Origin of the sequence: Chryseobacterium sp. PvR013 (assembly GCF_017833095.1) — a bacterium.
Lineage (GTDB): Bacteria > Bacteroidota > Bacteroidia > Flavobacteriales > Weeksellaceae > Chryseobacterium > Chryseobacterium culicis_A.
In genome coordinates, this window is sequence record NZ_JAFIBT010000001.1 from 1,885,263 (window position 1) to 1,900,258 (window position 14,996).

A 14,996-nucleotide genomic window follows, 5' to 3' on the forward strand; every position below is an offset into this window, starting at 1 on the left:
TTATTATTTTTCTAGTTCAATAATCAATGGTGTTTTCGCAGGAATATTCATGCTGTTTTGTAATAAAATGTCTTTTCCTGAAATAATGTCTTTTCCTTTTGTAAATCCATTAAGTGATTCTGCAAAACGTTTCAGATCTAACGGCTGATCTTTTTCATTATTGTTGATCACTACCATTACACTTTCTTTTTCATTATATCTGAAATACACAAAAACCCCGTCCTGAGGAACGAAATTTTTAGTTTTCCCGGTATGAATCACCTCTTTACCCTTTCTCCAGTTCAGAAGTTTCTGAGTAAAATGGAAAAATTCTTTTTGCTCCGGGGTTTGAGAGGATGAATTGAAAGCATTTTGTTTATCAGACTTCCAGCCTCCCGGAAAATCTCTTCGGATATCTGCATCACCTCCCTTCTTCTTATCTCCTCTCATTCCTATTTCTGATCCGTAATAGATCTGTGGAATTCCTCTTACTGTGGAGATCATAGCAAGTCCTATTTTATAAGCATCGGGACTTGCATTGAAGATTTCATTCCATCTTTCGGTATCATGATTTTCAAAGAAAACCAAAATATTATTGATATCCGGATAAAGGAAATCGCTGGTAAAAGAATCGTAAATGCGGATCATTCCTTTATCCCAGCCTTCTTTTTCTTTAAGAGCTTTGGGCATATTTTCAAAGAGCATAAAATCCATTACCGAGGGTAAATTTGAATTGTATCCTTCTATCTCTCCTATTTTAGAATTTTTCTGCCAAGCTGCAATTTGTGCAGCTGTATACAACCAGGTTTCTCCTACAATATTGAATTTGGGATATTCATCGGTGATCGCCTTAGCCCATTTTGCCATGGCCTCTTTATCATTGTAAGGATAAGTATCTACACGAAATCCTCCCAGTTCAGCATATTCAATCCACCAGATTGCATTTTGGATTAAATACTTCAGGACTAATGGATTTTTTTGATTGATATCAGGCATGGTCGTATCAAACCATCCGTCCAGTGCATATTTTTTATCAATGTCTGAAGCATTGGTATCAAATTGCGTTGTTGTTTTATAATTAGAACGTTTAAATCCTTTTTCTCCTTCATCAAACCAGTGTATCCAGTCTTTGGAAGGAAGATCTTTAATCATCCAGTGTGAGCCTCCCCAGTGATTGGTCACATAATCCATCACCAGTTTCATATTTCGTTTATTCAGCTCCTGAGATAGAGTTTTATAGTCTTCATTCGTTCCGTAACGGCCATCTATTTTATACAGATCGGTCTGGGCATAGCCGTGATAGGAATACACTTTTTCGTTGTCTTCATTCACAGGAGTAAGCCAGACAGCGGTAGCTCCCAGATTCTGAATATAATCAAGGTTGTTAAGGATTCCACGGAGATCTCCACCATGTCTGCCATTGGGCAGGCTTCGATCTGCTTTTTCAGTCAGTTCCGGTTTTGAATCATTCTTCTCATCCCCATTGGCAAAACGATCCGGCATGATCAGATACATGAAGTCTTTTGAAGTAAAAGACCCGCGGTTTGCAGATCCCGGATTTCTTTGTTTCAGTTCATAGAAATATGAGCCAACATTCTTTTTACCTTTTTTAATATTGATGGTAAACTTCGGAACGTTTATTTCGTTGGTATTGACTGTAATAAAAACATAATTGGGATTATCCACTTTCCGGATATCTTTGATCTGAATTCCATCTGAAAGCGTAATCTCATTATTCCCCACTTCTTTTCCGTAAACAAGAATCTGAAGCTCAGGGTTTTTCATCCCTTTCCACCAGAAAGCCGGTTCTACTCTTTCCAGATTTTTCTGGGAAAAAGCAACGGAAGCTATCGAAAGGGCGAATGCTGCATATATTGTCTTCATATTAGTGTTCAATTTAGCATTAAATTTTCATATATACGTTCAAAAATACAAGAGAAAGTCTCTTTTTTGATCTTCATTCATGCAAAATTTCAAGATTAAATATCCTTATTTTAATTTTTATAAAGAATAATTAACTTTTTCACAAAAAATTCATGTGAAAAATTAACTTTTCATGCTTTTTATCTTTAGTTTTATAGAAAAAATGTTGGATTTCAGCAATATATTTAAAACGGAAGGACCGGATGTTGTTTACACATGGACAATTCCTGTGTTTGCTACAATTATTTTCTTAGAAATGGCCTACAGCCACTTTAATAAAGAGAAAATTTATGAGACTAAAGATGTAGCAACAAACGTTCTTTTTGCTTTGCTTAATTATGGGTTAGACATCATCATGAAAGGCTTTTCGTTATTTGTTATGATGTTTTTTTACCAGCATCGTCTTTTCGACTGGCAGGAGGGAATATGGTATTGGATTGCGGTATTCCTTGCCCAGGATTTCGCCTATTATGTTCATCATTATGTGGATCATCATTCCCGTGTTTTCTGGGCAGTACATATTACCCATCATAATTCTGATTATTTCAATATCAGTACGGGATTCAGAAGTCCTGTATTTCAGCCATTATACAGGTATTTATTTTTCTCTCCATTAGCTTTCATGGGTTTTCATCCATGGCATATTCTGGTAGCCTACTCTTCTATACAGATCTACGGCACATTTGTACATACCCAATCTATTAAAAGTATGGGATTTTTAGAATACATTCTGGTTACTCCTTCCCATCACAGGGTGCATCATGCCTGCAACATCAAATATCTGGATCGCAATATGGGAATGGGACTGATTATCTGGGATAAAATTTTCGGAACTTTTGAAAAAGAAGATCCTGAAGTTCCTGTGAAATATGGAGTTTATCCCAAAATAAAATCCAAAGATCCTGCTACCATGCTTTTCTATGAGTGGAGAAGAATAGGAAAAGACATCAGACAGCCGGGAATTTCCTTCAAAAACCGGATAAAATATCTTTTTTATTCACCGGGATGGAGGCATGACGGCACTGGAAAAACTGTGAAACAGTATCAGAAAGAATATAAAGAGAAAATAAAAAGCAGAACACCTCTGAAAGTAAAAGAACAGATTTCAGAATCTGAAAATCAATATTCCCAACTCATTCAACAGACAGAGGATAAATAAAAAATACCCCGGAACATTAGAAATTAATGAACCAGGGCACCTTAGTGTATCTTTAAAATTATTTTACTGGTTTAATTGAAACTGCGAAACCACCGCTTCTTACCATTTTAAAATTAATTTTTGACTTGCTTGTAATCTCTTTTTTATAGATGTTATAGCTTTGAGGATTATCAATATAATCAGCATCCTTTCCATCTTCATAGATGGTTGCCTCATATTTTTTTCCTTTGTCTAAGAAAGAGAAATCTACTGTGTATTCACGTTTGTTTTCATCGGTAATACCTCCTACAAACCAGTTTTCAGTACCCTTTGCTTTTCTCGCTGTAACTACATAATCACCAGGTTCTGCTGATAAAATTTTGGTATCATCCCAATCTGCTGCCACATCCTTGATAAACTGGAATGCGTCCATATGCTTTTTGTAGTTTTCAGGAAGATCTGCAGCCATCTGAAGCGGCATGTACATTGTTACATACAGAGCCAGCTGTTTTACCAGCGTAGTTTTTACAAAACGGTTATCTCCAGGGAAATAGTAGTCTAGCTTCGTCTGGAAAATTCCCGGTGTATAATCCATAGAACCTCCCATCCATCTTGTAAACGGAAGAACCGTCTGGTGATCAGGCTTATTTCCTCCGAATGCTTCATACTCTGTACCACGGGCTGCCTCTGCAGAGATATAGTTCGGATAAGTACGGCTTTCTCCTGTAGGACGTACAGATTCATGAGAATTAACCATAATTTTATAGTCATTTGCTTTTTCTGCAATTCTATAGTAGTGGTTGATAGTCCATTGAGAATAGTGATGTTCTCCTCTAGGAATAATATCTCCTACATATCCGGTTTTCACAGCATCATATCCATATTTGTTCATCGTTTGGAATGCTTTGTCTGCCCATCTTTCGTAGTTCGTTGCAGAACCTGAAGTTTCATGGTGCATGATCAGTTTAATTCCTTTTGAATGCGCATATTCATTCAACATTTTGATATCAAAATCCGGGTAAGGAGTAATAAAATCGAAAACAAATTCTTTTGAGTGTCCGAACCAGTCTTCCCAACCTACATTCCAACCTTCAATCAATAAGCCCTGGAACCCGTTTTCTGCAGCAAAGTCAATATATTCTTTAACTTTTGTATTGTTGGCTGCATGTTTTCCGTTGGGAGTCAATTTCGCAAAATCAGTCTTCCCTAAATGAACGTTTTCAGCAGTAGAATAAGCCCATTGTGATTTTCCGATAATCATTTCCCACCAAACTCCCATGTATTTTGTAGGATGAATGTAAGAGGTATCCGTATATTTTGTAGGCTCGTTAAGGTTAAAGATCATTTTAGAATCCATTACCTGCTCTGCTTTCGGAGCTACAATAATGGTTCTCCATGGGGTTACTGACGGAGTCTGAATATATCCTTTCGCTCCTTGTCTGTCGGCAGTTAAATGCGTTTTGAATTTAAAATTCTGTGCATCTACTTCCAGGTGTGAAGCCGGATAATCCAGCACTGCAGCTTCTGCAACATTGATATACAAAGGTTCTTTTCCTTCTTTTTTAAGCATTAAAGGAGACTGAACTGCATTTTTCACCAAAGACTGGGAAGCATTGGCATCAAAAGCTTTATCCCATTTTGCCGGAATTTCAGAAACTTTAGTTTCCTGATACTGATATTCCTGAGAGTCATAATCTGCTACCATCCACCAAGCCTTCATATCGGTAGGGAAATCAATTTCAGAATCTTCTTCTCTGATCACAAAATAATTAAGGTTCTTTTGCTGCGGGAATTCATATCGGAACCCTAAACCATCATTAAACAATCTGAATTTCACTACAATACTTCTGTCTGTAGAAGCCTGATTCAGGGTAACTGCCAGTTCATTGTAATGGTTGATATAATTTTTCTTTTCTCCTAAAACCGGTTGCCAGGTTTCATTTTTGGAGTCTCTTTTTTCATCTGTCTTCGCAAAACCGTTGTTCAGATCGTATTTTGCATCTTCTGGTTTGGCAATCTCAGAAGCGAATTTTATGGCTGTGTCTTTAAATAATCTCAATCCCAATTTAGAATCTTCTACTACTACTGCACCGTTGTACTTCAGGTTATAGTAAGGAACTCCTTCCTTCAGCTGAAAATTCATTTCGAACTTCCCGTCCGGAGATTTTAAAGATTGGGCTTTCACACCTGTAAACATCATTGAGAGCAAAAGGGCTCCAACTGTAATTTTCTTCATAATGACTATTTATTAACTTAAAAAATAGATAAAGTGCCGCGGTAAAGCAGCACTTTGCTTTATTCTAGTTTGATTTACAATTTTGTAATGGTTAACTTATAATATGCTGAATTGTGCAAATCCAGTTCAATTTTATAATTTCCTGCCTGCGAAACTTTATAGGCAGGATCTCCTGTTACCGTGTTCTCTGCACTTAAATAAGATTGAACAGCAGTTCCGGAAACCAGAGTCTGATCTGCATCTTTTGGCTGAAATTTCATTGCCCAATCATCATTGGCTCTGAATTTAAATACTCCGGTACTTGATAATGCAATAGAATTGATCACAAAAGTTTTGGTTGCAGGATTATATACAAAATCTGTATCTGATCCCCATCCCGTAGGCGTTGCATCACCAATAACTCCGAAGTTTGCCAACACGGAAGAATAAGTATTTGCGGCCCAATTTACCTTAATGTAATAAGCTCCTACTGCAGGTGCTTTTACGTTCGCTCCATCTAGCTTCAATTTTCCGGTATTGGTTCCATCGTCTCCTTTATTTCCAGGCCAATCCTCGTTGATAGAGAATTTATATTTACCATCATCATCACCAGAAACAGTATTGATCCAGATAAACCCTCTGTATTCATCATTTTTTCCTGGAGAAAACAAGTTCGGTGAATTAGCAGGAGTCCAGTTTGCATACCCTGCTGCTCCGGCATAACTACCCGGAACATTAATTTTAGGATATACCAAATCCGGATTTGGAGTATAAGGAGTTACTTTAAGTGCAATGACATTGGAATAAAAAACTGCTGATCCTACAGAAGTCTTTAATCTTACCTCGATATCATTTACAACATCCGGTGTAGCTCCAATAGCAAACATAGCGGCATTCATTGCTGCATGAGTAACAGAGCCTGAAGTCATATCATTGGAAAAGTCCACAGCAGCACTTTTCTTGAAACTGTTCCCCTTGATTCCGAATTCTACTTTCTGATTGGGAACTACGGCAATATTAAAGGTTGGCTTTGTCCATGTAAAACTGATTACTGCAGTATTGGCATTAAGCTCATTCAGGACAATTGCACTTTTATCGGCAGCTATTTTACCTGCAGATGTTTCATTAATAATGGCCTGATCCTCGTCTTTTTCACAGGAAAAAACTAAAAGTCCGGTAAAAACCAGGGCTAATATTTTGAATAGATTTTTCATTTTTAACAGGATTTTAAATTAATATCCAGGATTCTGAATCAGATTAGGATTTGCTACGATGTCTTTAGCAGGGATCGGGAAAAGGTTTCTATAACTTTCCACTGCTTTACCATCTTTTACATTTCCTTTCCATGGCCATAGATAATCTCCCGTTGTATACTTGTTGAAACGGATAAGATCACTTCTTCTGGTCATTTCCCAAGATAACTCTCTTCCTCTCTCATCTAAAATAAAGTTGAGATTGATAGAAGATACATCTCCACTTGTATTTCCATAGGCACGTTCTCTCAACTGGTTAATATAACCGATTGCTGTAGCCTGGTTTCCGCCAGCTCCTCCTCTCAATACAGCTTCAGCATACATCAGATAGATATCTGCTAAACGGTATAATGGGATATCAGCTTCAACCCAGTTGGTATGAGCTCCAACAGATCCGTTACTTTTAACATTTTTAAATTTGATAAAAGCATAACCATCTGTAAATGAACCTAAATCATTAATTTCCAAATTCTGTCCTGAAGTAAAGAATCTTCCTCTTTTATCACTTCCATTCGTTGGAAACAGGCCTACAAATGCTTTTGTAGTTCTTAAACCACTCCATCCACCATTCACTCCAAAATCAGCAGCTTTCATATCTCCGCCTATTGCAGCATGTACCAGATAAGTAGTTCCTCCATTGGTCTGTGTATTGATTCCGTCAAAATTGACACTTAAAATCTGTTCAGGATTGTTGATATTATTATCCGCAAGGAATAAATCGTCATATTTTGGTTTTAAAGAATATCCAGCTGCAATTACTTTGTTACAATAGGTGATACAGTCTGTATTTCTTTGAGTTCCTGTATAGACTTCAGCATTTAAGTATAGTTTTGCCAATAATGACCATACGGCTGCTTTGTCAGCTCTTCCATATTCATTGGTTTTAGGATCTTTTAATTCTCCTGCGATAGCAAGTAATTCAGATTCAATATAATTAAATAATGCTTTTCTCTCTATTCTTTGTGGCGGATTGATAGAACCCGGTAAATAGGATTCATCTACAAAAGGAACATTCCCGAACATATCTATGGCATGGAAATACGACTGCGCTCTCAGGAAACGGGCTTCCGCTCTCATTAATTTTGCCTGAGCAAGATTATCTCCTGTAATATTATTGGAAGCCAATTTTTCATCTGTTACGTTTCTTAGAAATTCATTACAAAATGCAATTTCTGTATATACTCTATAGTACATCGCCGCAATAAATTCGTTGGAAGCATCCCAGGTCATTTTATGAAGGGTATGAAGGTTTCCGTCATTCCATCCAATCACAGCTTCATCGGTTGTAACAACGTTCAGGGTGTACATTAATCTGGTATATTGGGAAAAACCACCATTAATTCCGTTAATATCACTATCCGGCTGATCACCATCTCCACTTACCTGACCTCCCATAGCAAGTCCTCCGTAAAGTTTTGCCAGAACATTTTTATAATTGGCAAAATCTTTATAAATACTGGCTGAAGTAACATCTGTGATAGGTTCTCTTTCAAGATCTTTCACACAAGAAGCTGCCGTCAATAAAAATACTGCCGAAAGAGGCAATACTATATTTTTAAGTTTAATTCTATTTAGTTTCATTGAATTCTTATTTAAAATTGGAAGTTAAGACCTAAAGAGTAAATTTTAGGCATTTGATAGTAACCGTTATCTATTCCGCCAAAAACTTCAGGATCTACGCCTGAGTATTTAGTGATCACAAAAACATTCTGAGCCATCGCATATATTTTCAGATTGCTTCCTTTCGAGAAAATTTCCCCGAAATTGTATCCTACATTGATATTATCCAGCCTCAGGAATGAAGCATTCTCAACATAAATATCAGACTTGTACTGAGGAACAGCAAACTGATACTGAGGTGCTGTAGAGAATACGTTTTGAAGATATTCGTTGGTAGATGCTGATTGGAGTGAACTATTTGAAGCAGCATTATTATAGACATAATTTCCTAATACAGCTCTTGCGCTTAATGCAAAATCCCAGTTCTTATGAGATACTTTGGTAGAGAAACCTAAAATGGCATCAGGTGTAGTAGATTTGTAATAATACATATCTTTCGTATTGATTGCTCCATCTCCGTTTCTGTCTACAAAGGCTCCATCAACAGGTTTTCCATTGTTATCATATACCTGCTGGTATACCCAGAATGAATTGGGTGCATATCCTACAGCATGAGCCTGAATTCTGTTCCCTGAACCTCCTTCAATACCTCCTACTTCCATATTAAATGATTCATCAGCTCTGTCTTTAAGCTTAGTGACCACCGGTTTATAGTGAGTAGCATTAAAGCTTACTTCCCAGGTTGTATTTTGGTTTTTAACCGGGATTACGGTAATACTTCCTTCAATCCCTTCATTTTTCATATCACCAACATTCTGCCAGCTTGCATTGCTTAAGCCTCCCGCAGGTTCGTCAGCATATACCAAAAGATCTTTGGTATCTTTTCTGAAGACATCTATTGATCCTGTAATTCTGTTTTTATTAAAACCAAAATCTAATCCTAAGTTCTTGGTAGTAGTTGTTTCCCAGGTAAGATTCGGGTTATAGTTAGCAGGTCTGAACATGAAATAGAATTCATTTCCAAACTGATATCCTGCTCCCTGATAACTTGGATTGTACGCTGCAAAGGCCGGGTAATTGTTCGGCTTGTTACCATTAAGTGCAGGTAATTCCTGCTGACCTGTTTTACCCCATCCTGCTCTCAGCTTTAATGTACTGATAGATGATATATTTTTGATGAAGTTTTCTTCATTAAGCTTCCATGCCAGGGAAACTCCCGGGAAAACACCCCATACATTATCTCTGGTTCCGTTAAAGAATCTTGAAGAACCATCTTTACGAACTGATCCTGAAATAACATATTTATTATCTATGGTAAAAATGGCTCTTCCATAGAATGAAATCAATGTATTTTGAGTTTCAAAGTTCAAGTCTTGTGAATTGATCCCTGTTCCTCTATACGTTATAGCTCCGGGAAGTAAAATATTGAAATCCTGATAAGCATAACCCGCGGTAATATCCACCCCTGTTTTGATGGCACTGATGTTTTTCACATAATTAAAATAGGTTTCCAAAAGCTTATTTTTCTTTTCCATAGAATAGAAATTTGAGCTTCCTTTATCTTCGAAACCTGGTCTCAGGCGGGCATCTTTAAATTTATGTCCGTCACTTTTGGTATAATCATATCCGGCGTTCACATTGAAATGCAGGTCCGGAAGAAAGTGAAACTTATAATCTAACTGAATATTACCCAATCCTCTGAGTACAGAAGACACATCTCTAATCCCATTGATCAGTCCAAGCGGGTTGGAGTTGGCGTTTACATTATATCCTGTTGCAGATCCGGAATCCAGCCATTCATAATAACCGCCATAATTAGAGTTTCCTGAATATACCGGTTGAGTAGGATCAAAATAAGTAGCGGACTTAATTACTCCTCCGTCTACAAATCTGTTATCGGTAAATGTTCCTTTTGCGTTTACGTTTACTGATAGATGGTTATCAAAGAACTTAGGATTTAAGTTCAATCCTACGGATGTTCTGCGGAAAGAATTTGATTTTACGATACCGTTCTGCTCATTATACCCTAATGATAAACGGTATGGCAAACCTTTAATACCTCCTGAAAGGGCTACGTTATTATCTGTACCCCATGCTGCCTGGTAAATTTGATCCTGCCAGTCGGTATTGGCATTTCCAAGTTTTGTTTTGTACCCTGCAGGTGCATAAGTATTAACAAAATCTCTGAACTTCTGAGCATTTAATACATCTACTTTACCCATTTTAGTAGAAACGGAAGTCACTGTTGAGAAATTTACTTTGAACTTCCCTGCTGTTCCTTTCTTAGTGGTAATGAGAATAACCCCATTCGAAGCCCTGTTACCATAGATGGCAGTTGCAGAAGCATCTTTCAGGATATCAAATGTTTCAATATCATTAGGGTTAATTAAAGATAGAGGATCCGAAACACCATTCATTCCTACGAAATCCTGAGGAACACCATCAATGACGATCAACGGAGAGTTTTCTCCACTTAAAGAAGAAGTCCCTCTGATTCTGATTTTTGTTCCGGAACCTGGCGCTCCACTGTTATTGGTAATCTGTACCCCTGGAGTTTTCCCCTGGATCAGCTGCCCGGCGGAAGTAGCTCCCCCGTTGAAGTCTTTAGCAGTGACGGAAGTTATAGAACCGGTAAGGTCAGATTTTTTCTGTTTTCCATATCCGATCAAAACCACTTCTTCAATTTTCTTCTCCTGAGGAAGAGAATCCGTTTTCTGCGCATGCATTACTGTACTTGCCAGTAAAAAAGCAGGTGCGATTTTTAATACTGTTGCAAAATTCTTCACAATCTTATTTTTTTTATAGTTTCGTTTTCAGTCTTATTTTAGCCTAAAGCCAGACTCGCAATTTAAAAAAAAATTAGAATTATTATAAATTTAATATAATTTTAGTTAAAATTATGTATATTACGAAACCGATTTTAGTTAGTTTTTTAAAATCCAATAATTTAGAACGTCCTATGCATTACATAATATTTGTTTTAAATTAAGAAAAGGTTAAACAACCGTTTAACTTAATTTCATATTCAGCCTTTGAAAATTGCTTTCTTCGGCATAATAATACCTTCAATAGCGGTATTCAACAGATATTCCTTATCTTTGCAGTCAAAACTTTACTATAAATGTCAAACAGAAAGATGATTACGGCAGCTTTGCCTTATGCAAACGGTCCGGTTCATATAGGACATTTGGCAGGTGTTTATATTCCTGCGGATGTTTACGCAAGATTTCAGAGAAGATTAGGAAAAGATGTAGCGTTTATCTGTGGTTCAGATGAGCACGGAATTCCTATTACCATAAGAGCCAAAAAAGAAGGAGTTACTCCTCAGGATATCGTTGACAAATATCACGAGATCATTAAAAAATCTTTTTCTGACCTTGGAATTTCATTTGATGAATATTCAAGAACAACGTCTAAAAACCATTATGAAACCAGTCAGGATTTCTTCAAGGTTTTATACGAGAAAGGAAAATTCACGGAAGAAATTTCTGAGCAGTATTTTGATGAGCAGGCAGGAGAATTCCTTGCTGACCGTTATATTGTAGGAACTTGTCCTAATTGTGGTAACGAAAATGCTTACGGGGATCAGTGTGAGAAATGTGGTTCTACCCTTTCTCCTTCTGAGCTGATCAATCCGAAATCAATGCTTAGCGGAAATGTTCCTATCCTTAAAGAAACAAAAAACTGGTATCTTCCATTAAACGAATACGAAGATTTCCTCAATGAATGGATCATTGAAGGTCATAAAGACGACTGGAAACCTAACGTATACGGACAGGTTAAATCATGGTTGAATGACGGCCTTAAACCTCGTGCCATGACCAGAGACCTTAACTGGGGTGTTCCGGTTCCACTTCCGAATGCTGAAGGAAAAGTATTGTACGTATGGTTTGATGCTCCCATCGGTTATATTTCTTTCACTAAAGAATGGGCAGAGAAAAACGGAAAAGACTGGAAAGATTACTGGCAGAGTGAAAACAGTGACCTGGTACATTTTATCGGAAAAGATAATATTGTATTCCACTGTATTATTTTCCCTTCAATGATGAAAGCTCACGGAGATTATATCATGCCTAAAAATGTTCCTGCTTTTGAATTCCTGAACCTTGAGAACGATAAAATCTCAACGTCAAGAAACTGGGCAGTATGGGCTCATGAGTATGTGGAAGACTTCCCGGGACAACAGGATGTTTTAAGATATGCTCTTCTTTCATCAGCTCCGGAAACAAAGGATAATAACTTTACATGGAAGGATTTCCAGACTAAGAATAATTCTGAATTGGTAGGAATCTTCGGAAACTTCATCAACAGAGTTGCCGTTCTTATTCACAAATATTATGATGGTGTTATTCCACAAGGTGATATCAACAGCCCTGAATTGCAGGAAATAAGTAAGTCTGCAAAAGAGATTTCAGGATTCCTTGAAAATTATGAGTTCAGAAATTCATTAACGGCATTAATGAATCTTGCTCGTTTTGGAAACCAGTATCTTCAAACAGAAGAACCTTGGAAAACCATTAAAGATAACCCGGAAAAAGCGGCTCAATCTTTATTCGTGGGGGCACAAATAGCAGTTGCATTAGCTCAGCTATCTGAACCTTTCATGCCTTTCAGTTCTGAAAAGCTATTGAACATGTTCAATGTTGAAAAGAAAGACTGGAATACGATTGAAAATCAATCCGTATTAATTGAAACTGGTCATAAAATCAACGAATCCTCTCTCCTTTTCTCAAAAATTGAAGATGATGTTATTGAAGCTCAGATCCAGAAACTGGAAGACACCAAACAAAACAATAAAAAAACAAACTCTAACGCAAACCCTATGAAAGAAGAAATCACATTTGATGACTTTACTAAAATAGATCTTAGAACAGCAACCATTACAGAAGCTGAAAAAGTAGAAAAAGCAGATAAATTATTAAAACTTACTGTAGATACAGGAGTAGATGTAAGAACTGTTGTTTCTGGTATTGCAGAAAGCTTCACTCCGGAAGAAGTAATCGGGAAGCAGGTAATGATTCTTCTGAACCTTGCTCCAAGAAAGATCAGAGGAATTGAATCTCAGGGAATGTTATTATTAACAACAAAACCAGACGGAAAATTATCTTTCGTAACACCGGACGACAGCAATGTTGAAAACGGTATTGAGATCGGATAATTTACTTCACAATAAAGATCAAAGGCTGTTTCATTAGAAGCAGCCTTTCTTTTATATACAGTTTATGGTCAGTAAAAATGTTTTAAGAAAGCTTTCCAGTCAGGAATTAGAAGGATATTTAAAAGAAGGCAACCGCTTTGTTCCGGAAGCCGTTCAGATGGCTTTTGAAATTCTGGAAGAAAGAGGGCGCGTTTTCAGTGAACAGGAAAAAACAGCCGTTCTGCAATTGATTCAGCGTAAAAAAGACGCAGAAGAAGCGAAACGTACAGAAGAGGCAGAAGTCTGGAGAGATCATATTACAGAAGATCCTGATGCCATTAAGCTTTATTCAAGATCAACTATTCTCGTGAGCAGTATTTTGTTTAGTCCGATTCCCGGAGCGATTTTATTATCTCTGAATTTAATCAAACTCAAAAAATACCTTGCCGCCTTTTTTACGCTGGTATTTGGTTTTCTTTTTTTTGTATTTCAAAAATACGTTCTGATTTCCCATTTTGATTTCGGAATAACATCCAGATACAGTCCGGAAATAGGAGTTCTTTCAGTGGGAGCTCTAGGTTTACTTCTCATAAGCGTTTTAGCCACTCCCAAAAAACTTCCTTATCGTGCAGAATCTTATGTCTTTCCCGTAATTTTATGTGCTGCAACTGCTGTTCTGATGTATTTCAATTTTCAGGAATGGTTTTCTTATTTTCCGTTATCAACGGTTATTCGCTTATTCAGATCATAATCAGAAGCTGATTCCCGCTATCCACTTTTACTCCTCGCGCCCGCGCTGCCACCCTGAGCTTAACCAAAGATTTCCAATCCTTGCTGTGGGGTAACCGTTTCTATCGGGGCTAGGAAAGAAGCACAAAAAAAGTCATCCCGGTTTACAGAATGACTCTATTATTTTGAGATTGCTTCGCTTTCAGCTTGCAATGGCTTCTTGTAAATTATTTCTTAGTCAGTTTTGCCAAATAAGAATCTTCATCTTTCAAAACTCTTTCTATTTTGAAGCCGTTATTTTGAGCCGCATTTTTCAATGTATTGAAGTCAAGATACAGCCAGGTAATCGGTTCTTCAGACTCTCCTTTATAATGAACCACATACTCCAGTTCTCCGTAGTAGCCTCCTGCTGGAATATACACTCCGCCATCCTTATCACGGTCGAACATATAAAGGATATCCGTACTGTCGATCAGGACTTGCCCTTTATCATCTAACAAGGTGTACAGTTTCTGAAGATAAGTATCAATTTTCGCCAGGCTTTCAAAAACTCCGGTACCGTTCATCAACAATAAAATGGTATCAAAATTTTCTCCGGAAAAATCAAGCATATTTTCACAAACGACCTTTTTAATTCCTCTCAGTTTACAAACCTCAACAGATTTTGGTGAAATATCCAATGCAGTCACATCAAGGTTTCTTTCGTTTTGAAGGAATAAAGAATGAGAACCGGCTCCTGCTCCGATATCCAGAACTTTTCCTTCGGATAACTCCAGTGCTTTCTGTTCAATATCATTCATTTCGTCAAACTCTCTGAATAAATAATCCACCGGAAGTTCATCCAGCTCAGAAATTGACGTTTCAGTCTGCAGATCCTCCGGATTTTCATTGTGATAATAATCCCAGATCGCTCTGCCCATTAAATCTTTCATAGTGCAAAGATACAGCTTCAGAAACTAAAGTTCAAAGTTTGTGATTCAGGTTTTCGAGTTACCGGTTCTTGTTGTTTTTCATAATAGCGGTTGGGTGCTATTATTATAACGCAATAGATCGCAATTTTTT

The 14,996-nt window shown here is 37.2% G+C and carries 9 protein-coding genes; 3 read left to right on the top strand and 6 right to left on the bottom strand.

What is annotated here, in order from left to right:
• Positions 1-3: 3 nt before the first annotated feature.
• Positions 4-1,863, bottom strand: a complete 1,860-nt coding sequence (locus JOE44_RS08340) for a glycoside hydrolase family 13 protein (protein WP_209785186.1) — start codon at positions 1,861-1,863, stop codon at positions 4-6.
• Positions 1,864-2,065: 202 nt separating this feature from the next.
• Here JOE44_RS08340 and JOE44_RS08345 point away from each other — a divergent pair, with 202 nt between their 5' ends.
• Entirely contained in the window at positions 2,066-3,061 is a 996-nt protein-coding gene (locus JOE44_RS08345; protein WP_209789134.1) for a sterol desaturase family protein, read from the top strand.
• A gap of 58 nt (positions 3,062-3,119) precedes the next feature.
• Here the strand turns inward: JOE44_RS08345 and JOE44_RS08350 are convergent, their stop codons facing one another.
• From JOE44_RS08350 to JOE44_RS08365, 4 genes are all read right to left on the bottom strand, one after another.
• Positions 3,120-5,276, bottom strand: a complete 2,157-nt coding sequence (locus JOE44_RS08350) for a glycoside hydrolase family 97 protein (RefSeq protein WP_105683597.1) — start codon at positions 5,274-5,276, stop codon at positions 3,120-3,122.
• 74 nt (positions 5,277-5,350) lie between these two features.
• Positions 5,351-6,469, bottom strand: a complete 1,119-nt coding sequence (locus JOE44_RS08355) for a SusE domain-containing protein (protein ID WP_209785187.1) — start codon at positions 6,467-6,469, stop codon at positions 5,351-5,353.
• A gap of 18 nt (positions 6,470-6,487) precedes the next feature.
• On the bottom strand, positions 6,488-8,089 hold the full coding sequence (locus JOE44_RS08360; RefSeq protein ID WP_209785188.1) for a RagB/SusD family nutrient uptake outer membrane protein: 1,602 nt from the start codon (positions 8,087-8,089) through the stop codon (positions 6,488-6,490).
• Between the two features lie 11 nt (positions 8,090-8,100).
• Positions 8,101-10,854, bottom strand: coding sequence for a SusC/RagA family TonB-linked outer membrane protein (locus tag JOE44_RS08365; protein WP_209785189.1), 2,754 nt, complete (start codon positions 10,852-10,854; stop codon positions 8,101-8,103).
• A gap of 335 nt (positions 10,855-11,189) precedes the next feature.
• Between JOE44_RS08365 and metG the strand changes: the two genes are divergently transcribed.
• A complete protein-coding gene (gene metG / locus JOE44_RS08370; RefSeq protein WP_209785190.1) occupies positions 11,190-13,226 on the top strand; it encodes a methionine--tRNA ligase in 2,037 nt (678 codons plus the stop codon).
• Positions 13,227-13,290: 64 nt separating this feature from the next.
• On the top strand, positions 13,291-13,956 hold the full coding sequence (locus JOE44_RS08375) for a hypothetical protein (RefSeq protein WP_209785191.1): 666 nt from the start codon (positions 13,291-13,293) through the stop codon (positions 13,954-13,956).
• A 205-nt stretch (positions 13,957-14,161) separates the two neighbouring features.
• Here JOE44_RS08375 and JOE44_RS08380 read toward each other — a convergent pair whose 3' ends face one another.
• A complete protein-coding gene (locus JOE44_RS08380) occupies positions 14,162-14,866 on the bottom strand; it encodes a class I SAM-dependent methyltransferase (protein WP_209785192.1) in 705 nt (234 codons plus the stop codon).
• Positions 14,867-14,996: the final 130 nt, after the last annotated feature.